General features: G+C 74.0%; 20 protein-coding genes. 11 read left to right on the top strand and 9 right to left on the bottom strand.

The annotated features are described in order from the left end of the window. Positions 1–22: 22 nt before the first annotated feature. The 3 genes from pepN (Srubr_RS36985) (at position 23) to Srubr_RS36975 (ending at position 4,808) form a co-directional block, all read left to right on the top strand. Entirely contained in the window at positions 23–2,602 is a 2,580-nt protein-coding gene (pepN, locus tag Srubr_RS36985) for an aminopeptidase N (RefSeq protein WP_189995413.1), read from the top strand. 207 nt (positions 2,603–2,809) lie between these two features. After that, on the top strand, positions 2,810–3,847 hold the full coding sequence (locus Srubr_RS36980) for a hypothetical protein (protein WP_189995415.1): 1,038 nt from the start codon (positions 2,810–2,812) through the stop codon (positions 3,845–3,847). 148 nt (positions 3,848–3,995) lie between these two features. Beyond that, complete coding sequence (locus Srubr_RS36975; protein ID WP_189995417.1) at positions 3,996–4,808, top strand: SGNH/GDSL hydrolase family protein; 813 nt, start codon at positions 3,996–3,998, stop codon at positions 4,806–4,808. On the opposite strand, the gene Srubr_RS36970 is transcribed toward Srubr_RS36975, so the two are convergent. Together Srubr_RS36970 and Srubr_RS36965 are read right to left on the bottom strand one after the other, a co-directional pair. Then, positions 4,775–5,935, bottom strand: coding sequence for a serine hydrolase domain-containing protein (locus Srubr_RS36970; RefSeq protein WP_189995419.1), 1,161 nt, complete (start codon positions 5,933–5,935; stop codon positions 4,775–4,777). The genes Srubr_RS36975 and Srubr_RS36970 overlap by 34 nt on opposite strands. 124 nt (positions 5,936–6,059) lie before the next feature. Then, positions 6,060–6,527: an NUDIX hydrolase gene (locus Srubr_RS36965; protein WP_189995420.1), complete on the bottom strand. Its 468-nt coding sequence runs from the start codon at positions 6,525–6,527 to the stop codon at positions 6,060–6,062. Between the two features lie 232 nt (positions 6,528–6,759). On the opposite strand from Srubr_RS36965, the gene Srubr_RS36960 reads away from it, so the two are divergent. Together Srubr_RS36960 and Srubr_RS36955 are read left to right on the top strand one after the other, a co-directional pair. Further along, the gene (locus Srubr_RS36960) at positions 6,760–10,056 is read left to right on the top strand and encodes a S8 family serine peptidase (RefSeq protein WP_189995423.1); all 3,297 of its coding nucleotides are present in this window, start codon (positions 6,760–6,762) and stop codon (positions 10,054–10,056) included. A 349-nt stretch (positions 10,057–10,405) separates the two neighbouring features. Next, positions 10,406–11,425 (top strand): aspartate-semialdehyde dehydrogenase, encoded by a 1,020-nt coding sequence (locus tag Srubr_RS36955; RefSeq protein ID WP_189995434.1) that lies wholly within the window; start codon positions 10,406–10,408, stop codon positions 11,423–11,425. A gap of 24 nt (positions 11,426–11,449) precedes the next feature. On the opposite strand, the gene Srubr_RS36950 is transcribed toward Srubr_RS36955, so the two are convergent. Further along, positions 11,450–12,676, bottom strand: a complete 1,227-nt coding sequence (locus tag Srubr_RS36950) for an MFS transporter (RefSeq protein ID WP_189995436.1) — start codon at positions 12,674–12,676, stop codon at positions 11,450–11,452. An 88-nt stretch (positions 12,677–12,764) separates the two neighbouring features. On the opposite strand from Srubr_RS36950, the gene Srubr_RS36945 reads away from it, so the two are divergent. The 3 genes from Srubr_RS36945 (at position 12,765) to pepN (Srubr_RS36935) (ending at position 16,911) form a co-directional block, all read left to right on the top strand. Then, complete coding sequence (locus Srubr_RS36945) at positions 12,765–13,646, top strand: LysR family transcriptional regulator (protein ID WP_189995438.1); 882 nt, start codon at positions 12,765–12,767, stop codon at positions 13,644–13,646. 264 nt (positions 13,647–13,910) lie between these two features. Continuing rightward, positions 13,911–14,156 carry a hypothetical protein gene (locus tag Srubr_RS36940; RefSeq protein WP_229926683.1) on the top strand — a complete coding sequence of 82 codons (246 nt, stop codon included), beginning with the start codon at positions 13,911–13,913 and terminating at the stop codon, positions 14,154–14,156. A gap of 178 nt (positions 14,157–14,334) precedes the next feature. Further along, positions 14,335–16,911, top strand: a complete 2,577-nt coding sequence (pepN, locus tag Srubr_RS36935) for an aminopeptidase N (RefSeq protein ID WP_189995440.1) — start codon at positions 14,335–14,337, stop codon at positions 16,909–16,911. A 281-nt stretch (positions 16,912–17,192) separates the two neighbouring features. On the opposite strand, the gene Srubr_RS36930 is transcribed toward pepN (Srubr_RS36935), so the two are convergent. From Srubr_RS36930 to Srubr_RS36905, 6 genes are all read right to left on the bottom strand, one after another. Beyond that, complete coding sequence (locus tag Srubr_RS36930; RefSeq protein WP_189995442.1) at positions 17,193–18,101, bottom strand: LysR family transcriptional regulator; 909 nt, start codon at positions 18,099–18,101, stop codon at positions 17,193–17,195. Positions 18,102–18,124: 23 nt separating this feature from the next. Beyond that, positions 18,125–19,060 (bottom strand): DMT family transporter, encoded by a 936-nt coding sequence (locus Srubr_RS36925; protein WP_189995444.1) that lies wholly within the window; start codon positions 19,058–19,060, stop codon positions 18,125–18,127. A gap of 219 nt (positions 19,061–19,279) precedes the next feature. Further along, positions 19,280–19,561 carry a hypothetical protein gene (locus Srubr_RS36920; protein ID WP_189995446.1) on the bottom strand — a complete coding sequence of 94 codons (282 nt, stop codon included), beginning with the start codon at positions 19,559–19,561 and terminating at the stop codon, positions 19,280–19,282. Between the two features lie 175 nt (positions 19,562–19,736). Further along, positions 19,737–21,830, bottom strand: coding sequence for a 4-alpha-glucanotransferase (malQ, locus tag Srubr_RS36915; protein ID WP_189995448.1), 2,094 nt, complete (start codon positions 21,828–21,830; stop codon positions 19,737–19,739). Further along, positions 21,831–22,070 carry a hypothetical protein gene (locus Srubr_RS36910; RefSeq protein WP_189995450.1) on the bottom strand — a complete coding sequence of 80 codons (240 nt, stop codon included), beginning with the start codon at positions 22,068–22,070 and terminating at the stop codon, positions 21,831–21,833. Positions 22,071–22,291: 221 nt separating this feature from the next. Continuing rightward, the gene (locus tag Srubr_RS36905) at positions 22,292–22,828 is read right to left on the bottom strand and encodes an HNH endonuclease (protein ID WP_030608086.1); all 537 of its coding nucleotides are present in this window, start codon (positions 22,826–22,828) and stop codon (positions 22,292–22,294) included. A 316-nt stretch (positions 22,829–23,144) separates the two neighbouring features. Between Srubr_RS36905 and Srubr_RS36900 the strand changes: the two genes are divergently transcribed. From Srubr_RS36900 to Srubr_RS36890, 3 genes are all read left to right on the top strand, one after another. Further along, positions 23,145–24,251, top strand: a complete 1,107-nt coding sequence (locus tag Srubr_RS36900) for a mechanosensitive ion channel family protein (RefSeq protein ID WP_189995452.1) — start codon at positions 23,145–23,147, stop codon at positions 24,249–24,251. A gap of 133 nt (positions 24,252–24,384) precedes the next feature. Next, the gene (locus Srubr_RS36895) at positions 24,385–25,038 is read left to right on the top strand and encodes a Uma2 family endonuclease (RefSeq protein ID WP_189995454.1); all 654 of its coding nucleotides are present in this window, start codon (positions 24,385–24,387) and stop codon (positions 25,036–25,038) included. A gap of 238 nt (positions 25,039–25,276) precedes the next feature. Further along, complete coding sequence (locus tag Srubr_RS36890) at positions 25,277–26,488, top strand: ROK family transcriptional regulator (RefSeq protein ID WP_189995456.1); 1,212 nt, start codon at positions 25,277–25,279, stop codon at positions 26,486–26,488. Positions 26,489–26,552 lie beyond the last annotated feature (64 nt).

Here is a 26,552-nt window from a genome sequence, read left to right as displayed (position 1 = left end):
GCGATCATGAGGAGTGCCGTCCGTGCCCGGTGAGAACCTTTCCCGCGACGAGGCCCGGGAGCGGGCCGCCCTGCTGTCCGTCGACGGTTACGACGTGTTCCTGGACCTGCGGTCCGCCGTCGGCGACGGGGCCGGGGAGCCGCGCACGTTCCGTTCGGTGACCACCGTGCGCTTCCGCTGCAACGAGCCGGGCGCGTCCAGCTTCGCCGATCTGCTGGCCCCGCGGGTCACCTCCGTCTCGCTCAACGGCCGGGACCTGGACCCGGGCGAGGTCTTCGACGGCTCGCGGATCGTACTGGAGGACCTGGCGGCGGAGAACGAGCTGGTGGTGGACGCGCAGTGCGCGTACTCGCGCACCGGTGAGGGCCTGCACCGCTTCGTCGACCCGGAGGACGGCGAGGTCTACCTGTACACGCAGTACGAACCGGCCGACGCCCGCCGGGTGTTCGCGAACTTCGAGCAGCCGGACCTGAAGGCGCCGTACCGGTTCGAGGTGCGGGCGCCGGAGGACTGGACGGTGTGGAGCAACGGCGCCGGTGAACTCGTGGACGGGGTGTGGCGGTTCGCGGAGACGAAGCCGATCTCGACGTACATCACGTGTGTGGTGGCGGGCCCGTACCACTATGTGACGGACTCCTACAGCCGTACCTTGGAGGACGGTACGAAGCTGGAGATCCCGCTGGGCGCGATGTGCCGCAGGACGCTCGCCCCGTACTTCGACGCCGACGACATCTTCCTGGTCACCAAGCAGGGCCTGGACTTCTTCCACGAGCACTTCGACTATCCGTACCCGTTCGGGAAGTACGACCAGGCGTTCGTGCCGGAGTACAACCTGGGTGCGATGGAGAACCCGGGCATGGTGACGTTCCGGGAGGAGTACGTCTTCCGGGGGAAGGTGACGCAGGCGTCGTACGAGGCGCGGGCCAACGTCATCCTGCACGAGATGGCGCACATGTGGTTCGGCGACCTGGTCACCATGGAGTGGTGGGACGACCTGTGGCTGAAGGAGTCCTTCGCGGACTTCATGGGCACGTTCGCGAACGTCGGCGCGACCCGTTTCAAGGACGCCTGGATCACCTTCGCCAACCGGCGCAAGGCGTGGGCGTACCGCGCGGACCAGCTGCCCTCGACGCATCCGATCACGGCGGACATCCGCGACCTGCAGGACGCCAAGCTGAACTTCGACGGCATCACCTACGCCAAGGGCGCCTCGGTGCTCAAGCAGCTGGTGGCGTACGTCGGCCAGGACGCGTTCCTGGAGGGCGCCCGGCGCTACTTCAAACGGCACGCGTACGGCAACACCCGCCTGGGTGACCTGCTGTCGGTGCTGGGCGAGACGAGCGGCCGGGACATGAGCGCGTGGGCGCGGTCGTGGCTGCAGACGGCGGGCGTGAACGCGCTGACCCCGCAGGTGCTGCTGGACACCACGGGCGGCCGGATCGCCGAGCTGGCCGTCGTCCAGGAGGCCCCGGAGTCGCACCCGGAGCTGCGTCCGCACCGGATCGTGGTGGGCCTGTACCGGCGTACGCCCGAGGGCACGCTCCAGCGCTACGCGCGCGCGGAGACGGACGTGCACGAGCCGCGCACGGTGGTGGCGGAGCTGGCGGGGCTCCAGGCGCCGGAGCTGGTGCTGGTCAACGACGAGGACCTGACCTACTGCAAGACCCGGTTCGACACGACGTCGCTGGAGACGCTGCGCACGGACCTGGGCGGGCTCACGGATCCGCTGGCGCGCGCCCTGTGCTGGTCGGCGCTGTGGAATATGACCCGGGACGGGCTGCTGCCGGCGCGCGAGTTCATCGCTCTGGTGCTGCGGTTCGCGGGCGGCGAGTCGGACATCGGTGTGTTGCAGATGCTGCACGCCTGGGCGAACTCGGCGCTCACGCACTACACGGCGCCCGAGTGGCGGGAGACCGGCGGGGAGCTGCTGGCCGAGGGGGCGCTGCGGGAGCTGCGGTCGGCCGCGCCGGGCAGCGAGCACCAGCTGGCCTGGGCGCGGTTCTTCGCCGCCGTGGCCTCCGCGGAGCCGGATCTGAAGCTGCTCGGGGACCTGCTGGACGGCACCACCGCGATCGAGGGTCTGGAGCTGGACCAGGAGCTGCGCTGGGTGTTCCTGGAGCCGCTGGCGGCGCACGGGGCGGCCGACGAGTCGGTGCTGGCGGCGGAGCTGGCCCGGGACGACACGGCGTCCGGCAAGCGGCACCAGGTGCGCTGTCTGGCCGCGCGGCCGCAGGCCGCGGTCAAGGCGCAGGCGTGGGCGCAGGTGGTGGAGTCGGACGCGCTGTCGAACGCGCTGGTGGAGGCGACGATCGCGGGGTTCGCCCAGCCGTCGCAGCGGGAGCTGACCGCGCCGTACGCGCAGCTGTACTTCGCGGCGATCGAGCGGGTGTGGCGGGAGCGGTCGATCCAGATCGGCATGGACGTGGTGCGGGGTCTGTTCCCGGCGCTGCAGGACCGGCCGGAGACGCTGGAGGCGACGGACGCGTGGCTGGCGGCGCACCAGGACGCGGCGCCGGCGCTGCGGCGGCTGGTGCTGGAGGCGCGGGACGACCTGGCGCGGGCGCTGCGCGCGCAGGCGTGTGACGCGACGGCCGGCCGCTGACCCTTGGCCTGAGCCCGCCCGGCCGGCAACCGTTACGAAATCAGGGCGAACGGAGCCGTAACCCCTGGTCCGCACCCGATCGGACCAGGGGTTTTCGCTGCCCTCTCGGCATCCGAACACCTGACCTTTAGTACCGTCTTGTCCGCATTCTTCGACGGATGTGTAACAGCGGTTACGGACCGGTCCGGGCGCGGGAATCCCGAGGCCATGACGCACGACACCCCCCTCTCCCCCCGTCCCCTGCGCCACCTCGCCGACGTCCACCGCCGGGTCCTGACGGCGGCCCAGCTGCGCGCCCACGGCGTGTCCCCGGCCGAGCTGGCCGAGCGGTGCGGCCCCGGCGGCCCCTGGCGGGAGCTGCTGCCGCGGGTGATCCTGCTGCACTCCGGCCCGCCCACCGGCGAGGAGCGGCTGCACGGCGCCCTGCTGTACGCGGCCCGCACGGCGCGGGAGGGCGTGCCGGCCCAGCCGACGGCCCAGGGCCCGCACCGGCCGCAGTACCCGGACGCGGTGCTCACCGGGCCGGCGGCGCTGGCCCTGCACGGTTTCTCGGCCACCCCGCCGCCCGACGCCCTGAACCGGGTGGACGTCCTGGTGTCCCGGCAGCGCCGGCCGCGCTCCACCGGCTACGTGCGCATCCTGCGCGCCGCCGAGCCGCCCGAGCCGCAGCGGGTGGCGGGTCTGCCGGTGGCGCCGGTGGCGCGGGCGCTGGCGGACGCGGTGGCGGAGCCGACGGACACCGAGACGGTACGGCGGCTGCTGACCGAGGCGGTGCGCGGCGGCCACTGCGAACCGGCCGCCCTGCTGCGGGAGCTGGCCCGGGCGCGGCTGCTGCACCGGCCGCACGTGGCGGACGCGGTGGACGCGGTGTTCGCGGAGGGCCGCCCGGCCGCCGAGGACCGTCTGTACCGGATGGTCCGCGAGTACGGTCTGCCGGACCCGGTGTGGAACGTCGACCTGCGCCTGCCCGGCGGCCCGCACCTGGGCGGCCTGGACGCCTACTGGCCGGACCACGCGGTGGCGGTGGAGCTGGACACCCGGGCGCCCCGGCAGGACGACGAGGCCGTGTGGTCCCGGTACGCCGGCAAGCGGGAGCACCTGGAGCGCCTCGGCATCACGGTCGTGTACCTCACGCCGCGCAAGCTCAGGGACTGCCCGGAGCAGCAGGCGACGGTGGTGCGGACCGCGCTGATGGCCGCCGCCGACCGCGAGCCGGCCGCGTACGTCGTGGTGCGGCCCCGGTAGCCGCCGGCTCGGTGCCTCGCAGGCGCCGGGCGCGGTGCTGCCCCGCGTCCGCCGGTTCGGCCAGTCGTGCCGGTCCGGCCGGGTGAGGGCTCACCCGGGCGGACCAGCGCGGCGGGCGGGGCGGCGCGGGCCCCGGTACAGGAGAGTCATGAGACAGACCCGAACAGCGGCGGGCGCCTGCTCCCTGCTCCTCGCGGCGGCCTGCGCGTTCGCCGGTCCCGCGACCGCGCAGGCGCCGCCCCGCACCCCGGCCGGCGGCTATGTGGCCCTCGGTGACTCCTACTCCTCCGGTGTCGGCGCCGGCGACTATCAGGCCTCCGGCAAGGAGTGCAAGCGCAGCAGCCGGGCCTACCCCGTGCTGTGGGCCGAGGCCCACGCGCCGGCGACGTTCAGCTTCGCCGCGTGCAACGGCGCCGGCACCGAGGAGGTGCTGACCGAGCAGCTCGGCCACCTCAGCCCGCGCACCTCCCTGGTCACCCTCACCGTGGGCGGCCACGACTCGGGCTTCGCCGGGACCATGGCGATGTGCGCGATCGGCGGTTCCGACCGCTGCCGCACCGCCGTGTCCCGGGCCGTCGACACCATGGACGGGTCGCTGACGGACCGCCTCGACCGCCTGTACACGGCCATCCGGGACCGGGCGCCCGCCGCCCGGGTCGTGGTGCTGGGCTACCCGCGCCTGTACCACCTCAAGGGCTCCTGCGCGCTCGGCCTCCAGGACGGTGAGCGGGCCGCCCTGAACGACGCCGTGGACCACCTCAACGGGGTGATCGCGGGGCGCGCCGCCGCCCACGGGTTCACCTTCGCCGATGTCACCGCCGCCTTCGCCGGGCACGAGATCTGCTCCTCCCGCCCCTGGCTGCACAGCGTGGAAGTACTGGCGATCACCGAGTCCTACCACCCCACCGCGCCGGGCCAGTCGCTCGGCTACCTGCCGGTGCTCTCCCGCGTCTCCGGCTGACAGAACTCCTCCTCGGCCACGGCCGTGGTGTCCCCGGCCCAGTCGCCGTCGAAGTTGACGGCCAGGGTGTGCCGGCCGTCCGCCGAGGCCGCCGTCCCGGACACCGAGCCCGGGATCTCGCCGCTGTGGCCCCAGACGTGGGTTCCGCAGGCCAGCCGGGTGTCGGTGAGTCCGAGGCCGTACCGCAGGCCGGGGACCGCTTTGACGCGCACGGTGGTCTTCATCTCCCTGAGCTGGCGCGGCGGCAGCAGCCGGCCGCCGAGCAGGGCGCCGTAGAAACGGGTGAGGTCGGCGGAGTCGGAGATCATCTCGCCGGCGGCGTAGGCCAGGGAGGGGTTGAGGGCCGTGACGTCGTGGACGGGGCCACCGGGGACGCCGAAGGTCGAGTACGCCCTGCCGCTCGGGCGCGGCAGGCCGGTCCGGGTGCCGGGCAGGGAGGTGGCCGTCAGGCGCAGCGGGGTGATGATCCGGCGGGTGACCTCGGTGGCGTACGGGCGGCCCGTCACCCGCTCGATCACCATTCCGGCGAGGACGTAGTTGGTGTTGGAGTACCCCCAGGAGGCGCCCGGCGCGAAGGCGGGCGCGTGCCGCATCGCCACGGCCACCAGGTCCCGGGGGGCGAGGGTGTCGTAGCGGTGCCGGAAGAAGCCGTCCTCGGTGAAGTGGTCGCGGCGGAAGTCGTCGTCGGTGAGGTAGTCGCGGATGCCGCTGGTGTGGTTGAGCAGCCGCCGCACGCTGATCCGGCGGCCGTCGTGGCCGTGGCCGCGGACCAGGCCCGGCAGCCAGGTGTCCACCGGGTCGTCCAGGGAGAGCCGGTCCTCCGCCGCCAGCTGGAGCAGGACGGTGGCGACGAAGGTCTTGGTGATGCTGGCGACGCGGTAGCGGTCGTGGGCCGAGCGCGGCCGGCCGGTGCGGATGTCGCCGACCCCCGCCGCCGTGGACCAGGTGCCGTGGACGTCCCGGACGGTGGCGGTGGCGCCGGGCACCCCGGCCGCGACGGCGGCCCGGACGGCCGCGCGGGTCCTGGTGTGCGCACCGGGCGCGGGACCGGCCGCCAGGGCCGGGCCCGCGAGGGCCGCCGAGAGGAGCAGGACGGCGGTGCCCGTCAGAGCCGTGCGTACGCGCATGTCTTCCCCTGCCTGTGGGTGCGGAGCGGTCGGGGGGAGAAACGGCGGCCGGGGGGCGCGGGTTGCCCGGGTGTGTGCCGGTCGGGCGACTTCCGGCCTTCCCCGGACCGGCTCTCGCCGCGTCCTACGACGCTGCTTCCGGCCGGTCCGCGAGCCGTCCGTGCGGCGGGCGTTCGCGCCACAGCCGCAGCCCGATGTCGACCATCTGCACCCGGACCAGGCCGGGTACGGCGGCCAGGTCGTGCCAGGCGGCGAAGTCGGTGGAGCCGCCGGTCTCGGGGCGGAGTTCCCCGCCGGTGACCTCGCCCGCGTAGAAGATCCGCAGGGACTGGTGGTCCCGTCGGCGGCCGACGCGCGGGTCCCCGACGAACCGGCGGGTGTGGACGCCGAGCAGGCCGGTCACCTCGATGCGGTAGCCGGTCTCCTCGGTGACCTCGCGCCGGACGGTGTCGTACGGGTCCTCGCCGTGCTCCATGCCGCCGCCGGGCAGCACCCACTCGTGGGTTCCGCCGGGCGTGGGTGACCGGGCGAGCAGGAGGTGTCCGTCGCGGACGCACACGGCGTAGGCCGCCACCCTCAAGTTCCGTCGCATGCCCGGACGTTATGCGGTGCGGCGGGCACCGGCGAGCGAAAATCCCGGCAGCGGGCGGGTCACCCCGTACGCAATGACCGGATTCCGTCCCATACCGAAAGAACACGCCCGTTTCGCATAGCGGGTTTTCCCCATACGTTCATTTCGATTGCGTCAACGGTCCGCCACCATGGCGCCCTTTCGGTCAGGCTGAGCGCTTCCGCCCGCTCGTTCCTTGACCTGAGGGATGCCGATGAACCACACCGCCCCCGAGCGTGATCCCATATCCGGCCCGAGACGCCTGGCCCGCATAGCCGTGGCCGTGGGCGTGGTGGCCGCCCTCTCCGCGGCCGGACCGGTGCCGCTCGCCCTCGCCGCGGAGCCGTCCCCCGCCCCGGCCGCCGATCCCGGCGTCAAGTCCGCCCACGACAAGCTGGGTTCGGACGACGCCGCCCTGCTCGCCGAGGCCAAGGCCGGCGGCGACAAGAACGTCACCCTGATGATCGCGACCTCGCCCGGGAAGACCGAGCAGGTCGCCGGAGAGCTGGACGCGGTCGACGGCGGCCTGGTGGGCCGCAGGGACGACAAGCTGGGCTACGTCCGGGCCACCGTCCCGACGAGCCGCGCGGACTCGGCCATCGACGCCGCCGTGAAGCTCTCCTCCGTGCGGGCCATCGACCTCAAGCAGGAGATACCGCTGGACGACCCGGTGCCCACGGGCGCCAAGTCCCCGTCCGGCAAGGCGGCTTACCCGGCGCCGGGCCGCAACACCCCGGCGGAGAACCCGTACAACCCCTCCTTCGAGACCGGCGCCGTCGAGTTCGTCCGGGACCACCCGAAGGCGGACGGACGCGGGGTCACCATCGGCATCCTGGACTCCGGCGTCGACCTCGGCCACCCGGCGCTGCGCACGACCACCACCGGCGAGCGGAAGATCGTGGACTGGGTGACCGCGACCGACCCGGTCACCGACGGCGACGGCACCTGGCGGCGGATGACCACCGGCGTCACCGGCCCGGCCTTCTCCGTCACCACCGCACAGGGCACCGAGAAGTTCGCGGCGCCCGAGGGCTCGTACAAGTTCAACTACATGTACGAGTCCGCCACCGCCGGCGGCGACGAGAAGGGCGACCTGAACCGGGACGGCGACACCACCGACGCCTGGGGCGTGCTGTACGACCCGGCCGCCGGCACGGTCCGCGTCGACACGAACGACAACCTGGACTTCACCGACGACCCGGCGATGAAGCCGTACAAGGACGGCTTCCAGGTCGGCCACTTCGGCACCGACGACCCGGCGACCGACGTCGCCGAGCGGGTCCCGTTCGTGGTGGAGACCCGCAAGGACGTCGTCTACAACGCCTCCGGCGCCAAGGCCGACTACGTCAACATCGGGGTCATCGAGTCCGAGCACGGCACCCATGTCGCCGGCATCACCGCCGCCCACGGCCTGTTCGGCGGGAAGATGAACGGCGCGGCCCCCGGCGCGAAGATCGTCTCCTCGCGGGCCTGCACCTGGACCGGCGGCTGCACCAACGTCGCCCTCACCGAGGGCATGATCGACCTGGTGACCAGGCGCGGCGTCGACATCGTCAACATGTCCATCGGCGGGCTGCCCGCGCTCAACGACGGCAACAACGCGCGCGCCGAGCTGTACACCCGGCTCATCGACACCTACGGCGTCCAGCTGGTGATCTCCGCCGGGAACTCCGGGCCGGGCACCAACACCATCGGCGACCCGGGTCTGGCCGACAAGGTGATCTCCGTCGGCGCGACGATCTCCAAGGAGACCTGGGCCGCCAACTACGGCTCGGCCGTGGCGAAGAAGTACGCGATGATGCCGTTCTCCTCGCGCGGCCCGCGCGAGGACGGCGGCTTCACCCCGACCCTGAGCGCGCCCGGCGCCGCGATCAACACCACCCAGACCTGGCTGCCCGGCGGCCCGGTCGCCGAGGCGGGCTACTCCCTCCCGGCCGGCTACTCGATGCTCCAGGGCACCTCGATGGCCGCCCCGCAGGCCACCGGCGCCACCGCGCTGCTGCTGTCGGCCGCGAAGCGCGAGGGCATCGGCCTCACCCCCGCCCGGCTGCGCACCGCGCTGACCTCGACCGCCGACCACATCAAGGGCGTCCAGGCGTACGAGGAGGGCGCGGGCCTGATCAACATCGTGGACGCCTGGGACGCCATCGAGGACGGCGCCACCGCCCACGACTACACCGTCGAGGCGCCCGTCGACACCGCGATCGACGACGCCCTGAAGACCCCCGGCCGCGGCACCGGCCTGTACGACCGCGAGGGCGGCCTGAAGGCGGGCCAGAAGAAGACGTACGACGTGACGATCACCCGTACGTCCGGCCCGGACAAGGCGCTCCGGCACGAGCTGCACTTCGAGAACAACGCCGGGCGCACCTTCCGGATCGTCGGCGACGACGTGGTGCGGCTCCCGCTGAACCGGCCGGTGACGGTCAAGGTGCAGGCGGCGCCCGGGTCCGCGGGCCTCAAGAGCGCGATCCTGGAGGTCGACGACCCGCGGACCGAGGGCGTCGACAAGCAGATCCTCACCACGGTCGTCGTCGCGGAGCCGGTCAAGTACACCTACTCCGCGTCCGGTTCGGTACAGCGCAACAGCACCCGGTCGTACTTCGTGACCGTGCCCGAGGGCGCCACGTCCCTGGAGGTCGCCCTCGGCGGGCTGAAGGACGGCAGCCAGACCCGGTTCATCGCCATCCACCCCTACGGCGTCCCGTCCGACACCACCGGCACGCCGTACTGCTACCACAACTACCTGGACGGCAACGGCTGCAAGCCCGGCGTGCGCGCGTACGCCGACCCGCAGCCCGGCGTCTGGGAGATCGAGGTCGAGTCCCGGCGCACCTCCCCGCTGCTCGACAACCCCTACCGGCTGGACGTCTCCGTGCTCGGCGCGGCCTTCGACCCGCAGACCGTGACCGTGCCCGAGGCCAAGGTCGGCACCCCGGTCACCGCGTCCTGGAAGGTGACCAACGGGTACGCCCCGCTGGACGGCACGCTGACCGGCGGCCCGCTCGGCTCCGCCGAGACCGCCCGGCCGGCGATCAAGGAGGGCGAGACGCGGACCACCACGGTGACCGTCCCGGCCGGCGCGACCTCGCTCGACGTCGCCATCGGGCGGGTCTCGGACGCGGCGGCCGACCTGGACCTCGCGGTGTACGACGCGGCCGGCAAGGAGGTCGGCAAGTCCGCCGACGGCGACTCGGAGGAGGCGGTCTCCGTGCCGTCCCCGGCCGCCGGCACCTACACGATCCAGGTCGTGGGCTACGCCGTCCCGTCCGGCTCGGCCGACTACGACTACCGGGACGTGTTCTTCTCCTCCGCCCTCGGCTCCGTCACGGTCCCCGGCTCGGCCCCGGTCCGCCTCGGCACGGGTGCCTCGGCGACGGTCACCGGGCAGGTCACGGCCGCGGCCGAGGCCCCGGCGGGCCGCGAGTTCTTCGGCCGGGTCCAGCTGGTGAACGCGCGCGGCACGACGGCGGGCACGGCCAGCGTGAAGATCGGCAAGGTCACGCCGTAACGGGGTGACGGCCGGCCCGGAAAGGAGGGGCGGGGGTCCGTACGGGCCCCCGCCCCTTTCCGTGCGCCGGCGGCCTGCCCGGCCGGTCACAGAGGCGTACGTCACACCCTCGTATGGCCGGGGGCCCGCGCGGGCAGGGGCGGGACGGCACAGCTTGCGGCGCGGGGCCGTCGTGGAGGGAATTCCTCCAGCCCGACGGGGTGCCGGGCGGACGCGCGGAACCGTTCGCGGGGCGGCCCGTGTCCCATTCCTCGGGCACGCTGGGCAAAGAATTGGACAGGTGGGCCGGGGTGGGCCGCATGATGGAAACGCCCCGGTCAGGCAAGCAACACACGAAGAGGGAGTCGCCGTGAGGGTCGGAATCGTCGGAGCCACCGGTCAGGTGGGCACGGTCATGCGCAGGATCCTCACGGAGCGCGACTTCCCGGTCACGCAGCTGCGCCTGTTCGCCTCGGCCCGCTCGGCCGGGACCGTGCTGGACGGTGTGACGGTGGAGGACGCGGCGACCGCCGACTACACCGGCCTGGACATCGTGCTCTTCTCGGCGGGCGGCGCTACCTCCAGGGCGCTGGCCGAAAAGGTCGCCTCCCAGGGCGCCGTCGTGATCGACAACTCCTCGGCCTGGCGCAAGGACCCCGAGGTCCCGCTGGTGGTCTCCGAGGTGAACCCGCACGCGATCGCCGACCGCCCCAAGGGCATCATCGCCAACCCGAACTGCACCACGATGGCCGCGATGCCGGTGCTGAAGCCGCTGCACGAGGAGGCCGGCCTCGAGGCGCTGGTCGTCGCCACCTACCAGGCGGTGTCCGGCTCGGGTCTCGCGGGCGTGGCCGAGCTGCACGGCCAGGTGCAGAAGGTGGCGGCCGAGGCCGACAAGCTCACCCACGACGGCGGGGCGGTCGACTTCCCCGAGCCGCAGGTGTACAAGCGCACCATCGCCTTCAACGTGCTCCCGCTGGCGGGTTCGATCGTGGACGACGGTCTGAACGAGACCGACGAGGAGCAGAAGCTGCGCAACGAGTCCCGCAAGATCCTGGAGATCCCGCAGCTGAAGGTGTCCGGCACCTGTGTGCGCGTGCCGGTCTTCTCCGGCCACTCCCTCCAGGTCAACGCCCGCTTCGCCCGCCCCCTCAGCCCGGAGCGGGCCACCGAGCTGCTGGCGAAGGCGCCCGGCGTGGCCCTGTCCGACATCCCGACCCCGCTCCAGGCGGCCGGCCAGGACCCGTCGTACGTCGGCCGTATCCGCCGCGACGAGACGGTGGACAACGGCCTGGCGCTGTTCATCTCCAACGACAACCTCCGCAAGGGCGCCGCGCTGAACGCGGTGCAGATCGCGGAGCTGGTGGCGGCGGAGCTGTCGGCGAAGTAACGGCACCCACGCGGTACGGGGCGGTCACGGTGACGTGGCCGCCCCTCGCTCGTCGCGGCCCGGGGTGAGGGCCGCCAGCCCCGCGAGCACACCGCCCGTGAGCAGGACGGCGGTCGTCCCCGGTCCGTCCGCGAGCCGGCCGCCGGCCAGCGCGCCGAGCGCGATGGCCGCGTTGAACACCCCGGCGAACAGGGCGGACGCGGCCTCCGGGGCCTCGGGCGCGGCGGCCGTGAGGGCCCGCTGGCCGGAGACGGACACCCCGCCGTAGGCCAGTCCCCACACCAGCAGCAGCGCGGCCGACCCGGCGGCACAGCCTCCCGCCGGGGCGAGCAGCACCACGACCGCGCCGAGCACCGCGGCGATCAGGCGCAGGGCGCGGCGCGGACGGCGGGCGGCGAGCGCGCCGCCCGCGAAGTTCCCTGCTACGCCCGCGAGTCCGTAGCCGAGCAGCAGGGCGCCGACCAGACCCGGCCCGGTGCCCGGGGTGCGTTCCAGGACGGGCCGGACGTAGGTGTAGGCGGCGAAGTGGCCCGTGACCAGCAGGGCGATGGTGACGAGCAGCCACCGCACCCGCGCGGCGCCGAGCAGCCGGGGGAACGTGCCGAGGCGGACGGCGCCCTCGGCGGGCAGCGGCGGCAGGACGACGGCCAGCCCGGCCGCCACCAGCAGCGCGCAGCCGGTCATCGCGGCGAAGGCGGTGCGCCAGCCCGCCGCCGCGCCGAGGAAGGTCCCGGCGGGCACCCCGAGCACCGAGGCGACCGCGATCCCACTGAAGACCAGCGCGGTGGCCCGGCCGGCCGACGGCCCGGGCAGCAGCCGCGCGCCGAGCCCGGCGGCCACCGCCCACACCCCGCCCATGCACACCCCGACCAGCAGCCGGGCGGCGAGCACCACGGGGAAGGCGGGGGCGAGCGCGGTGAGCAGGTTGGCGGCGGCCAGCAGGAGCAGCAGTGCGCACAGCACGCTGCGGCGGTCGGCGCGGCGCACGGCGACCGGCAGCAGCGGGGCGGCGACGGCGGCGACCAGTCCGGGCAGGGTGACCGCGAGGCCCGCGGTGCCGGCGGAGACGTCCAGTCCGGCGCCGAGCGAGGTGAGCAGGCCGACGGGGAGCATCTCGGTGGTGACGACGGCGAAGGTGGCGCCGGCGAGCATCCCGACGGCGGCCCAGGGCCGGTCCGCGCGGTCTGACGGGGTGTCGGGACGGCGGGCGGGGCGGCGGGTGCGGAGGTGGGGGGTTCGGCGGAAGACCATGCCCTCCAGCCTTTGCCGCGGGCGGCGCGGGAACAACGGCGATCCGCTCACCCTTGCATGAGCGGGAGTGATCGGCGGAGGGAGTCGCGTGTCCGGGCTGGAGCTACGGGAGTTGGAGTGCTTTCTGGTGCTCGCCGAGGAGCTGCACTTCGGCCGGGCCGGGGAGCGGTTGTTCGTGTCGCAGAGCCGGGTGAGCCAGCTGCTGGCCGCGCTGGAGCGCCGGGTGGGCGCCCGGCTGGTGCACCGCTCCAGCCGCCGGGTGGCGCTGACCCCGCTCGGCGAACGCTTCCTGGAGCGGCTGCGTCCGGCGTACGGGGCGCTGCACGCGGCGGTGGCGGACGCGCGGGCGGTGGCCCGGGGCGGGACCGGCCCGCTGCGGCTGGGTTTCCAGGGGACGGCCTACGCGGCGCTGCTGGAGGCGGTCGCGGCGTTCGAGGCGACGGACGCGGCCCGTTCGGTCGACCTGGTGGAGATCCCGTACGCGGATCCGTTCGGGGCGGTGCGGCGGGGCGCGGTGGACGCGGCGGTGGTGCTGCTGCCGGTGGCGGAGCCGGACCTGGTCGTCGGCCCGGTCTTCTCCCGGCAGCGGCACACGCTGGCCGTCTCCCGGCGGCACGCGTTCGCCGGCCGGGACCGCATCGGCGCGGCGGACCTCGCGGCCGTACCGCTGATCGGGGCGGCGGCGCCGGCCCCGCCGTACTGGCGTGCCGCCCGCGCCCCCGGCGCGCTGCCCGGCCCGGCGGCCGGCACCCTTCAGGAGGCCCTGTCCCTGGCCGCCGCCGGCCGCGGCGCCCTGCTGCTGTGCCGGCCCACGGCCGCCCAGCACCGGCGCACCGACATCGCCTACGTCCCCGTCGACGGCGTCCCCGACTCCGAACTGGCCCTGGTCTGGCACCGGGACGCGGAGACGGAGACGGTACGGGAGTTCGCCCGGACGCTCGCGGAGGTGGAGGGGCGGGCGGCGGGCTGACGCCGAGGGACGGTGCCGGGCGGGGCCGGGGTCCGAGATGCCGAGCCGCCGGGGGGCCGCTAGCGTGTTGGAGGAGGGCCGCGGGCGGGCGGTGTGCCCGCCGCCGGCGGGCACCCTGGTCACGATCCCCGGCCGGGCACCCGGGAGGTGCCCCTGGCCCCCGCGGCATCACCCGCGTACCGCGCCGTGCCCGTGCGCGCCGCGGCATCGCCCGTCGTCCCCGTGCCGGACAACCCCACGAGGGCGTAAAAGGAAGGCAGACCCATGAAAGCACTACGCGTGAGGCGTCTCCTCGCGGCGTCCGCGGCAGGCGCCGTCCTGGCCGGTGGCGCGGCCATCGGCACGGCGGGCACGGCCTCGGCGGCCACGCCGGGGCAGGTCTCCACCCACCACGGCTGTTTCGACCGCGGGGGCTGGGGCAACGGCTGCGGCTTCCGGAACAACTTCTTCGGCAACGGCTTCCACAACGGCTTCGTCGGCACCGGTGTCGTGGTGATCGTGGTGAGGTGAGCGCGCGACGCGGGCCAGCGGCACACGGAAGGCCGTCCCCGGGCGGCCTTCCGCGTGTGCGCCCTCCCTCCCGCGTACGTCCCCCCGGCGCCACCGGCACCGGCGGGAACCGGTCATCGCGTCCCCGTCACTCCCATGGAAGGATGGCGCAACCGACACATAACGAGGAGATGACCGCGTGCCTGGCACAAACCTGACTCGCGAAGAGGCGCAGCAGCGGGCCGAGCTGCTCACCGTTGACTCGTACGAGATCGATCTCGACCTCTCCGGCGCGCAGGGTGGGGGTACCTACCGGTCCGTGACCACGGTGCGCTTCGACGTGGCCCGGGGCGGCGCCGAGTCCTTCATCGACCTGGTGGCGCCCACCGTCCACGAGGTGGTCCTCAACGGCGACCCGCTCGACGTCGCCGAGGTCTTCAAGGACTCCCGGATCGCGCTGCCGGGCCTGCTTCAGGGCCCCAACGTCCTGCGGGTGGTCGCGGACTGCGCCTACACCAACACCGGCGAGGGCCTGCACCGCTTCGTCGACCCGGTGGACGAGCAGGCCTACCTGTACACGCAGTTCGAGGTGCCGGACGCCCGCCGCGTCTTCGCCTCCTTCGAGCAGCCGGACCTGAAGGCCACCTTCAAGTTCACCGTGAAGGCGCCCGAGGGCTGGACCGTCATCTCCAACTCGCCCACCCCGGAGCCGAAGGACAACGTCTGGTCCTTCGAGCCGACCCCGCGGATCTCGACGTACATCACCGCGCTGATCGCCGGCCCGTACCACTCCGTGCACAGCGTGTACGAGAAGGACGGCCGGTCGGTGCCGCTCGGCATCTACTGCCGGCCCTCGCTGGCCGAATTCCTGGACGCGGACGCCATCTTCGAGGTCACGCGGCAGGGCTTCGACTGGTTCCAGGAGAAGTTCGACTACGCGTACCCGTTCAAGAAGTACGACCAGCTGTTCGTGCCCGAGTTCAACGCGGGCGCGATGGAGAACGCGGGCGCGGTGACCATCCGGGACCAGTACGTCTTCCGGTCCAAGGTGACCGACGCGGCGTACGAGGTGCGCGCGGAGACCATCCTGCACGAGCTGGCCCACATGTGGTTCGGCGACCTGGTCACCATGGAGTGGTGGAACGACCTGTGGCTGAACGAGTCGTTCGCCACGTACACGTCGATCGCCTGCCAGGCCGCGGCCCCCGGTTCCCGCTGGCCGCACTCGTGGACCACGTTCGCCAACTCCATGAAGACCTGGGCGTACCGGCAGGACCAGCTGCCGTCCACGCACCCGATCATGGCGGACATCCGCGACCTGGACGACGTGCTCGTCAACTTCGACGGCATCACCTACGCCAAGGGTGCCAGCGTGCTGAAGCAGCTGGTGGCGTACGTCGGCGAGGACGAGTTCTTCCAGGGCGTGCAGGCGTACTTCAAGCGGCACGCCTTCGGCAACACCCGCCTGTCGGACCTGCTGGGCGCCCTGGAGGAGACCTCCGGCCGGGACCTGAAGACCTGGTCGAAGAAGTGGCTGGAGACGGCCGGCATCAACATCCTGCGCCCCGAGGTGGAGACGGACGCCGACGGTGTCATCACCTCCTTCGCCGTACGCCAGGAGGCCCCGGCGCTGCCCGCCGGCGCCAAGGGCGAGCCGGTGCTGCGCCCGCACCGCATCGCGATCGGCCTGTACGACCTGTCCGACGCGGGCAAGCTGGTGCGCACCGAGCGGATCGAGCTGGACGTCGACGGCGAGCTGACGGCCGTGCCGCAGCTGACCGGACGGCGCCGCCCGGCCGTGGTGCTGCTCAACGACGACGACCTGTCGTACGCCAAGGTCCGGCTGGACGAGCGGTCGCTCGCGGTGGTCACCGAGCACCTCGGCGACTTCACCGAGTCGCTGCCGCGCGCGCTGTGCTGGGCGTCGGCCTGGGACATGACGCGGGACGCCGAACTGGCCGCCCGCGACTACCTCTCCCTGGTGCTGTCCGGCATCGGCAAGGAGTCCGACATCGGTGTGGTGCAGTCGCTGCACCGCCAGGTGAAGCTGGCCATCGATCTGTACGCCGACCCGTCCGCCCGCGATGCGCTGCTGACCCGCTGGACCGACGCCGCGCTGGCCCACCTGCGCGCGGCCGAGGCGGGCAGCGACCACCAGCTCGCCTGGGCGCGGGCGTTCGCGGCGACCGCGCGCACGCCGGAGCAGCTGGACCTGCTGGAGGCCCTGCTGGACGGCACGCAGACCATCGAGGGCCTGGCCGTGGACACCGAGCTGCGCTGGGCGTTCGTGGAGCGGCTCGCGGCGGTCGGCCGGTACGACGAGACGGAGATCGCGGCCGAGTACGAGCGGGACAAGACGGCGGCCGGCGAGCGGCACGCGGCCACCGCCCGCGCCGCGCGTCCGACGCCGGAGGCGAAGGCGGAGGCGTGGGCCTCGGTCGTCGACTCCGACAAGCTGCCCAACGCCGTGCAGGAGGCCGTGATCGGCGGCTTCGTGCAGACCGACCAGCGGGAGCTGCTCGCGCCGTACACGGACCGCTACTTCGAGGTCCTCAAGGACGTGTGGGCGTCGCGTTCGCACGAGATGGCCCAGCAGATCGCCGTCGGCCTGTACCCGGCGGTCCAGGTGTCCGAGGACACCCTGGCCAAGACGGACACCTGGCTGGCCGCGGCCGAGCCGAACGCGGCCCTGCGCCGCCTGGTCTCGGAGTCCCGCGCCGGCGTGGAACGGGCCCTGAAGGCCCAGGCGGCGGACGCGGCGGCGACGTCCCGCTGACCCACCGAGAAAGGGGCGCCCGGTTTCCGCACCGGGCGCCCTTTCGTGTGCGCGGGCTGATCAGCGCAGGGCGAGCAGAACCCGGCCACGCAGCGTCTCGTCCTCGATCGTGTCAGCGGGACGCCAGACAGAGGCTGGGCACCTCTACGAAGTGCAGTACGAGTTCACACCGGAGTGACCCGGGCATGCCGGTGCCGGACGGGCGCGGTGACTCAGCATCTCGCACGACGGCAGCGCCCCGGTCCGCGGCAGCCGGGGGTGCGGGCCCCGTCTGCGCGTCCTCACTCCCCGGGCGTCCGGTCCGCCACCCGGCGCAGGGCGTCGAGGACGCCGGCGGTCGCCGGAGCGGCGGCGCCGCCGCTGCGCACCGCTGCCACCACGTGTCGGACCGGGCCGTCGGCGCCCAGTTCCCTGAGGACCACGCCCGCGCGGGGGTCCGCCGCCAGCCGCGGCACCAGGGCCACCCCCATGCCCGCCTCCACCATGGCGAGGATCGCGGTCCAGCCGGAGGCCGAGTGGCCCTGGTGGGGGCGGAAGCCGGCCGCCTCGCAGGCGCGGCGGGTGATGTCGGACCAGGGGCCGCTGCCGCCGTAGATCCAGGGCTCGGCGGCGAGGTCGGTGAGGGTCAGGCCGGGGGCCGAGGCCAGCGGGTGGTCCGGGGGCAGGGCCACGTCCAGCGGGTCGGCGAGCAGCGGGACGTGGGTGAAGCGGGGGTCGGCGGCGCCGGGTGCCTCGGCCGCCAGGGACAGGGCCAGGTCGACGTCCCCGGCGGCCAGCAGCCGGTAGGCCTCGGCGGCCTCCGTCTCGCGGACCCGGACGGTCACCCGGGGGTGGGTGTCCCGCAGGGCCCGTACGGCCGGTACGACCAGGGCGGGGACGGCGGTCGGGAAGGCGCCGACGCGGACCTCCCCCGCGTCGCCGTGCGCGTAGGCCGCGAGGGCCGCGTCCGCCCGCTCCAGCTGCTCGAACACCGGCTCCGTGTGCGCCAGCACCAGCCGGGCCGCGTCGGTGAGCCGGACCCGGCGGCCGTGTGCCTCCAGCAGATCCACACCGAGTTGGGCGGCGAGATTGGTGAGCTGCTGGGACACCGCGGACGGGGTCATGTGCAGGGCCGCGGCGGTCGCGGTGACCGTGCCCCGTTCGCGCAGGGTGCGCAGAATCCGCAGCTTTCTGAGGTCCCACTCGCTCATGCGCCGCACGCTACACGGCACCGTCAGCGGCGCGAGCCCGCGCCCAGCACGACCCCGGCCAGGATCAGCGCCAGGCACAACAGGCCCGTGACGCCCGTGTGTTCGCCGAGCAGCGCCCAGGAGAGCGCGGCCACGCAGACCGGCTGGAGGTAGTAGACGATGCCGGCGCGGGTGGCGCCGATCAGGGCGACGGCCTTGTTCCAGGCGAAGAAGGCGAACGCGGAGGAGGCCACGCCGACGTAGAGCAGGGGCAGCACCGTGCCGGGCACGGGCTCGAAGCCGCCCTGCACGGCGAGGCTGACGGCGTGCGCGGGCAGCAGCAGCACGGTGCCGGCGAGGAAGGTGGTGAACAGGAAGGCGGTGGCGTCGAGTCCGGCCGGCCGGCGGCGCAGCAGCGCGCTGTAACCGGCGAAGCAGCAGGCGGCGGCCGGCATCCACAGGGTGCCCGGGGTGAAGCCCGCGCCGCCGCCGGCCACGAGCAGCACCACGCCCGCGCAGGCCAGCAGCAGCCCGGTGGTGCGCCGCGCGCCCAGCCGTACCCCGCCCAGCCGGTCGAACACGGCCATGAGCACCGGTGAGGCGGCCATGATCATGCCCATGGTGGCGGCCGGGGTGGTCAGGCCCGCCTGGTTGACGAGGGTGTTGTAGAGGGCGACCCCGAGGAGGGAGACGAGGAGGACGTAACGGGCGTGCCGCCGGAAGAGGTGCCGTTGCCGCCAGGCCCGGCGGGCGCCGAAGGGGGCGACGGCGAGCAGCGCGATCACCCACCGCCAGAAGGCGTGCTGGATGGGCGGGACGCTGTCGTGCAGTCCGCGTGAGGTGACGAAGCTGCCGGACCAGACGACCGTGGCGAGCGCGGCGCAGGCCAGCCCGAGGAGGGGGGCGGCGGCCTGCCGGGAGCGGATGGCGCGGGGCGCGGGGGCGGTGGCGGTGGCGGTCCGGTGCGCGGCTGCGGGCACAGGGGGCCTTTCGGGTCGGCTCGGTCGGGAAGGTGCTTCTACCGTCGCAAGGCCGGAACCGTCAGGTCCATCGAATCTTTACGATCGCTCTTTTCAGTTCTGCTGAACAATCCGGGTTGTGCACGCGAAAACGCCGAGGGCGCCCGTCTCACGCGGGTACGGCGCACGCGCGTACCGGCGGGAGGACGGGCGCCCCCGGCGAACGAACCGGCGGGGCGGTCAGGCCTTGGCCTCTGCCCCGGGCTTGACGTTGATGTTGGACGAGGTGGTGTCCTTCTTGGCCCGCGACTTGTCCAGCACCATGACCAGACCGGCGATCACCGCGAACAGCACCAGCGGGAGGAAGACGTACAGGCCCAGCGTCTGGATGACGCTCAGGCCCGGACCGGGGTCGTCACCGTCGTCGCGGGTCAGCGCGAGCGCGGGGGACGACATGAGCAGCATCATCAGCGTCGTACCGGCGGCCAGGGCGCCGGCGCGCAGGGCGTTGTTCTTGTCCACGCATTCAAGTTAGCGAACCGGGCTGAAGGCCGCGCGCCCGGGGTGCCTTACCGCCGGGGACGCGCGGGCCGGCCGGGCGGGGGCCGGCGCCCCCCGCGCACCGCTTCCGGCACCCGGCACCCGGCACCCGGCACCCGCTCTCAGCCTCCCGGCACGCGGCCCCCAGCCCCGGGTCTCAGCCTCCCGGCGCGCGGTCCTTCCCGAGGACGTCCAGCAGCCCCCGCAGCCGCGGCGAGGCGACCAGCTCCTCCAGGGGGACCGGGCGGCCCTCCGGATCGGCGAGCGGGAGGCGCCAGTTCGGGTATTCGTCCCAGGTGCCGGGCAGGTTCTGCGGGCGCCGGTCGCCGACGCCGTCCGGGAGCCAGACGCCGACCAGCCGGGCCGGCGTGCGCAGCAGGAACCGGTGGACGGCACGGATCTCCTCCTCCTCGTCGGAGCCGGGCGGCCCGGCCGCCGTCAGGTCCAGCAGGCCGAGGCTGCCCAGCAGGGCCAGCCACTCGGCCGCGTCGGCGGTGGCCCCGGCCCGTTCCTCGGCGGCCGGGCGGGTGAGCAGGCCGAGGCGGTCGCGCAGCTCGACGTGGTCGCCGGTGAGCCGGGCGGCGGTGGGCGGCAGATCGTGGGTGGTGGCGGTGGCCAGGCAGTCGGCGCGCCAGCGCTCGGGCGGCAGCGGGCGGCCGTCGCCCTCCCAGTCCCGCTCGAACCACAGCACGGAGGTGCCGAGCACCCCGCGCCGCTGGAGCGCCTCGCGCACCCCGGGCTCGACGGTGCCCAGGTCCTCGCCGATCACCACCGCCCCGGCGCGGTCGGCCTCCAGGGCGAGGACGGCGAGCATGGCGTCGGCGTCGTAGTGCACGTAGGTGCCCTCGGTGGGCGGGCTGCCCTCGGGGACCCACCAGAGCCGGAACAGGCCCATGACGTGGTCGATGCGCAGGGCTCCGGCGTAGCGGAACAGGGCACGCAGCAGCTCGCGGTAGGGCGCGTAGCCGGTGGCGGCGAGCCGGTCGGGGCGCCAGGGCGGCAGGCCCCAGTCCTGGCCGCGGGCGTTGAAGGCGTCCGGCGGGGCGCCGATGGACATGCCGGCCGCGAACACGTCCTGCTGGGCCCAGGCGTCGGCGCCGCCCGGATGCACGCCGACGGCGAGGTCGTGCACGATCCCGACGGGCATGCCGGCCTCGCGCGCGGTGCGCTGGGCGGCTTGGAGCTGGCCGTCGGTGAGCCAGGCGAGCCGGGTGTGGAACTCCACCCGGTCGGCGAGCACGGACCTCGCGCGCGCGGTGGCGGCCGAGCGCGGGTCGCGCAGCTCCTGAGGCCACCGGTGCCAGTCGGGGCCGTGCGCCTCGGCGAGGGCGTACCAGGTGGCGTGGTCGACGAGGGCCTGGCCGTGGGCGGCGCGAAAGGCGTCGTAGGCGGCCTGCCGGCCGGGGCCCAGGGGCACCGCCAGGACCGTCTCCAGTGCCTCCCGCTTCAGTTCCCACACGGCGTCCCGGTCGATGAGGGCGCCCTTGTCCAGGACGGCGGCGCGCAGCCGCCCGGCCCGTTCCAGCAGGCCGCCCAGCCGCTCACGGCCGGCGGCGTACGCGAACTCGGGCACGTCCTCGATCCGCAGGTGGACGGGGTCGGGGAAGCGGCGGGAGGAGGGGCGGTACGGGGAGGGGTCGGTGGGGGCGCCCGGCACGGCCGCGTGCAACGGGTTGACCTGCACGAACCCGGCGCCGGCGGTGCGTGCGGCCCAGCCGGCCAGCTCCGCGAGGTCGGCGAGGTCGCCCATGCCCCAGGAGCGGTGGGACAGCAGGGAGTACAGCTGGACCAGGAGGCCGTGGGAGCGGCCGGGCGGGGCGGGGAGCCGGTCCGGGGCGACGACCAGACGCGCCTCGCCGGTGCGGCCGTCGGGGGCCGTGGCGGTCAGCCGGTGCACGCCCGGCGGCAGGTCTCCGGTCCCCTCCCGGTCCTCCCCGTCCTCGGTCACCACGCGCAGCACGGTGCCGGCGGGCAGGCCGGTGAGGGCGGCGGGCGGCTCGGCGCCGGCCCAGCGGACCACCACCGGCGGCAGCAGCCGCTCGAGCAGCTCGCGTTCCCGGGCGGCGAGGGCGGCGCGCACCGCGTCCGGGCCGCTCGCGTCGACGCCCAGGGCGGCGAGGGCGCGGGTCACAGCGGAGGCGGGGACGTGGACCGTACGGTCCGGGGCGGGGCGGTAGGAGGTGGCGACCCCGTGCAGTCCGGCGAGCCGGGCGAGATCCTCCGTGAGGTGCTCTGCGGGCGCCGCGGCCATCTACAGCCCCGACGCGCAGAAGTCCGGGACCGGGTCGGCCTCGCTGGTCAGCGGGGCGGCCTCGGCGAGCGGGGGCTCGCTGGTCAGCGGCTCGGCGTCGGGCAGCGGCGGCTCGCTGGTCAGCGGGGCCTGCGCGGACGTGCCTTCCGCGCTGAAGACGCAGACCGGCGCCTGGCCGGGCTCGGCGAGCGGTGCCGCCACGGGTTTGGACGGGGCCGGGATCGTGAGGCGAGCGGCCACGGGGGCCTCCTTGTCGGTGTCCGGGTGCCACGGGTCGGCCGTGGCCGGGTTACGGCAGGCCTACCCCGTGAGACCGCGCCCACGCGCGGCGGATGACCGGCGCGCGGGTGATCCGGCACCGGTGACCGGCCGCGAGCGCCCCGGACGCCCCGGCCCGCCCGCCGGGCGTCCACACACCGGCCCGGATCCAGCCCGCGAGGCGCACACACACGGGCCCGGATCTAGGCGGACACTCCGTCGATCCGGGCCAGGGCGTCGTCCGCGCCGTACGGCTGCAAGTACGGCAACCAGCGCGGGTCCCGGTGCCCGGTGCCGATGATGCGCCAGGCGAGCCCCGTCGGCGGGGCCGGCTTGTGCCGCAGCCGCCAGCCCAGCTCGACCAGGTGGCGGTCGGCCTTGACGTGGTTGCAGCGGCGGCAGGAGGCCACCACGTTGTCCCAGACGTGCTTGCCCCCGCGGCTGCGCGGGATGACGTGGTCGACGCTGGTTGCGACGCCACCGCAGTACATGCACCGGCCCCCGTCGCGCGCGAAGAGGGCGCGGCGGGTCAAGGGGACGGGCCCGCGGTAGGGGACCCGGACGAATCGCTTGAGCCGGACCACGCTGGGTGCGGGGAGGGTGACGGTCGCGCTGTGCATATAGGCGCCGGATTCCTCCAGGGAGACGGCCTTGTTCTCCAGGACGAGGACGAGCGCGCGGCGGAGCGGTACGACGCCGAGCGGCTCGTACGACGCGTTGAGGACCAGGACATGCGGCACGGGTGCCTCCTTGGGCGTCGGCGGCGCGTGGCTCGCGCCGGGACGATCTGCAGTCAGTCTCCCCTCATGCCTGGTGGAAGCGCCACCACGTCCCGGTAACGGGCTGGGAGTGTTTTCGACCACATCTGATTCATCCCCCGGACCACGCCCCGTTCAAGCCCGCGTGAGCCGTGTCTCTCCTGCGCCCCCGCCGCACGGAACGGCGGGGGGCACCCGCGATGCCCCGTTAGTGTGGTGGTTCCGTCCGTCCGGTGACCTTTTCGTGATCTTGCCCCCCCCGCCGGTGCGGACCACGCAGCACCTGGAGGTACCTGCCGTGTCGTCCCTGCCCGCCCTCCTCGTGGCCGCCGGCGCGTCCCCGTCCCCGTCGCCGTCACAGTCGACGACCCCGGCCGTGCCGACGCTCCAGGACGCCCAGGAGAGCGCGACGAACGCGGCGAGCTGGGTGGAGCAGAACTGGTCGACGTGGCTCGCGATGGGCCTGCGCATCCTGCTGATCGTGATCGTCGCGGCGGCGCTGCGGGCTGTGGTGCGGCGGGCGATCACCCAGCTGATCGACCGGATGGGCCGTACCGCGCAGGCCGTGGACGGCACCGCGCTGGGCGGACTGCTGGTCAACGCCGAGCGGCGGCGGCAGCGCTCGGCGGCGATCGGCTCGGTGCTGCGCTCGGTGGCGAGTTTCCTGATCCTCGGCACGGCCGCGCTGATGGTGCTGTCCACCTTCGAGATCAACCTGGCGCCGCTGCTGGCGTCGGCCGGTGTCGCGGGCGTGGCGATCGGTTTCGGCGCGCGCAACCTGGTCACGGACTTCCTGTCCGGCGTGTTCATGATCCTGGAGGACCAGTACGGCGTCGGCGACGTGATCGACGCGGGCGTGGCCACCGGCGAGGTGATCGAGGTCGGGCTGCGGGTGACCAAGCTGCGCGGCGACAACGGGGAGATCTGGTACGTCCGCAACGGCGAGGTCAAGCGGATCGGGAACCTGTCGCAGGGCTGGGCGACGGCCGGGGTCGACGTGACCGTCCGGGCGAGCGAGGACCTGGACCGGGTGAAGGCCACGCTCGACGAGGTCGCCGAGCGGATGAGCCGGGAAGAGCCCTGGAACGAGCTGCTGTGGGGCCCGGTGGAGGTCCTCGGCCTGGACTCGGTGCTGATCGACTCCATGGTGGTCCGGGTCTCGGCGAAGACCATGCCGGGCAAGTCGGTGACGGTGGAGCGGGAGCTGCGCTGGCGGATCAAGCGGGCCTTCGACGCGGCGAGCATCCGGATCGTGGGCGGCGCGACGGCGGCCGAGGACGCCGAGGACGCCCCGGACCCGACGGCGACGGTGGCGGCCCCGTCGGTGTACTCCAACGCGGACTCGCCGCAGGTGAAGGCGACGGCCCCGCTCGTGTCCCCGCGCCCCGAGCCGCCGGCGAAATAGCGGAACGGTTTCAGCACACTCGTTCGAGTGAGCAGATGGGGCATTCCGGCGCGGCGGCGCTCGGAGTGCCCCATCGTTCTGCCGGGGCGCCCGACGCGGGATTAGCCTGGCATCAGCGTGACGGGGAGAAGCGATGAGCGCCGAACCGATCATGGAGCCGATCATGGAACCGGTCGTGCCGAAACCGCAGCCGCAGGTGGACCCCCTCGACTTGTTGAGCAAGCTCGAGTCGGCGTCGCCGATGCCGATTCGGCCCGAGTATGTCGAGGGGACGGTCTACGTTCCGCCGCAACCTGACGAAAACCACAATGACGGCATCGGCGAGCTGTACCTCCAGTTCCGCACGGCCGGCGTCCATCTCGTCGGCTTCGGCAGCGGCTTCCGCGCCGCCGACAAGGACGGCGCCACCACAGCGCTGCTCGCCCCGGACTTCTACGTACGCCGCCGCAAGGCTTCCGAGCTCGACGAGTCGTACCGCAAGGCACACAGGGGTTGGTACCCGGTCGACATGCTCGCCCTCGTCGGCGAAGTCACCTCCACCGACCACGAGACCGACACCGGCCCCAAGCTCCGTACCTACGCCGCCGCCGGCATCCCCGTCTACGTCCTCGTCAACCGCCACGCCAAGACGGCCCACTGCTACACCGACCCCGTACTCCCCGAGAAGACCGACGAGGACGACGACCCCATCGAGGCCTACTACAGCTCCGACACCAAGGTCACCCTCGGCGACCCGCTTCCCCTCCCGGCGCCGTACCCCGCCCTGGACACCGCCCCCTTCATCTAGAGCCGAGCCCCGGCCCCGGCCCCCAGCGGCCCCCGGACGACGACAACGTTGCCGGGGGCCGCTGTCCGTCGACGGCTATTGACGCCTCCTCCGCCGTCGGCTTACGTTCCTCCCACCCGGACAGGAAACTTTCCTAACAGTGGTCGCAGTGATCGTCCGGTGCCCGTCGATCAAGGACTGGACGCCCCACCCGGGTCACTGAAAAGCTGAGCGGCTGGAAAGGCAGGTGTGGAACCCCATGGCAGGAACCGCCGGTACGCCGGGCACCCCGCGCGTCCTGCGCGCCATGAACGACCGCGCCGCCCTGGACCTGCTGCTGGCGCACGGGCCGCTGTCGCGCACCCGGATCGGCAAGCTCACCGGCCTGTCCAAGCCCACCGCCTCCCAGCTGCTGGCCCGCCTGGAGGCGGCCGGACTGGTCCGGGCGACCGGGACCAGCGAGGGCCGGCCGGGCCCCAACGCCCAGCTGTACGCGATCGATCCGGCCGTGGCGTACGCCGCCGGGCTCGACGTCACCCCGCAGCGCATCCGGGCCGCCGTCGCCGACATCACCGGCCGCACGGTCGGCGAGTACGAGCTGTCCACCCCCGGCCGGCGGCCCGCCCAGCCGGTCGTACGGCAGGTGACCGACGCCCTCGACGGCGCGGTCAAGGCCGCCGGGCTCGCCCGGTCCGACGTGCACCGGCTGGTCATCGGCACCCCGGGCGCCTTCGACCCGGGCACCGGGCGGCTGCGCTACGCCTCCCACCTGCCCGGCTGGCACTCCCCCGCGCTGCTGGACGAGCTCGCGGCGGCGCTGCCGATGCCGGTGGAGTACGAGAACGACGTCAACCTCGCCGCCGTGGCCGAACAGCGGCTCGGCGCGGCCCGCGGCCACGAGGACTTCGTGCTGCTGTGGAACCAGGAGGGCCTCGGCGCGGCCCTGGTGCTGGGCGGCCGGCTGCACCGCGGCTGGACCGGCGGCGCCGGCGAGGTCGGCTTCCTGCCGGTGCCGGGCGCCCCGCTGGTGCGGCACGTCACCCGGGCGAACAGCGGCGGCTACCAGGAACTGGCCGGCTCCCAGGCGCTGCCGGGACTGGCCCGGGACCTGGGCATATCCGACGTGCCACCGGGACCGCACGCCGAGGCCGCCGCCCTCCTCGTGGCCCGCGCCGCCGACCACGCCGACGGCCCCCACCGGGAACTGCTCCGGGCCTACGCCACCCGGCTGGCCACCGGCCTCGCCTCGCTCGTCTCCGTCCTCGACCCCGAACTCGTCGTACTCAGCGGCTCCGCGCTGACGGCCGGCGGCGAGGTGCTGCGGGCCCTCGTCCAGGCCGAACTGGCGGAGCTGGCCGCGACCCGGCCCCGGCTGGTCGTCGGCGAGGTACGCGAACACCCCGTGCTGCGCGGCGCGTTGGAGTCCGCGCTCGCCGCCACCCGCGACGAGGTCTTCGACACCTCGCGCTGAGCGCCCCCGGCTCACCCGCTCCTCGCCGAACCCGTCCCGTCCTGCCCCGTCCCCTGGGAGACCT

The sequence above is a fragment of the Streptomyces rubradiris genome (assembly GCF_016860525.1).
GTDB lineage: Bacteria > Actinomycetota > Actinomycetes > Streptomycetales > Streptomycetaceae > Streptomyces > Streptomyces rubradiris.
Note: the sequence above shows the minus strand (reverse complement) of the source record. Positions and strands in the feature narration are given on the sequence as shown.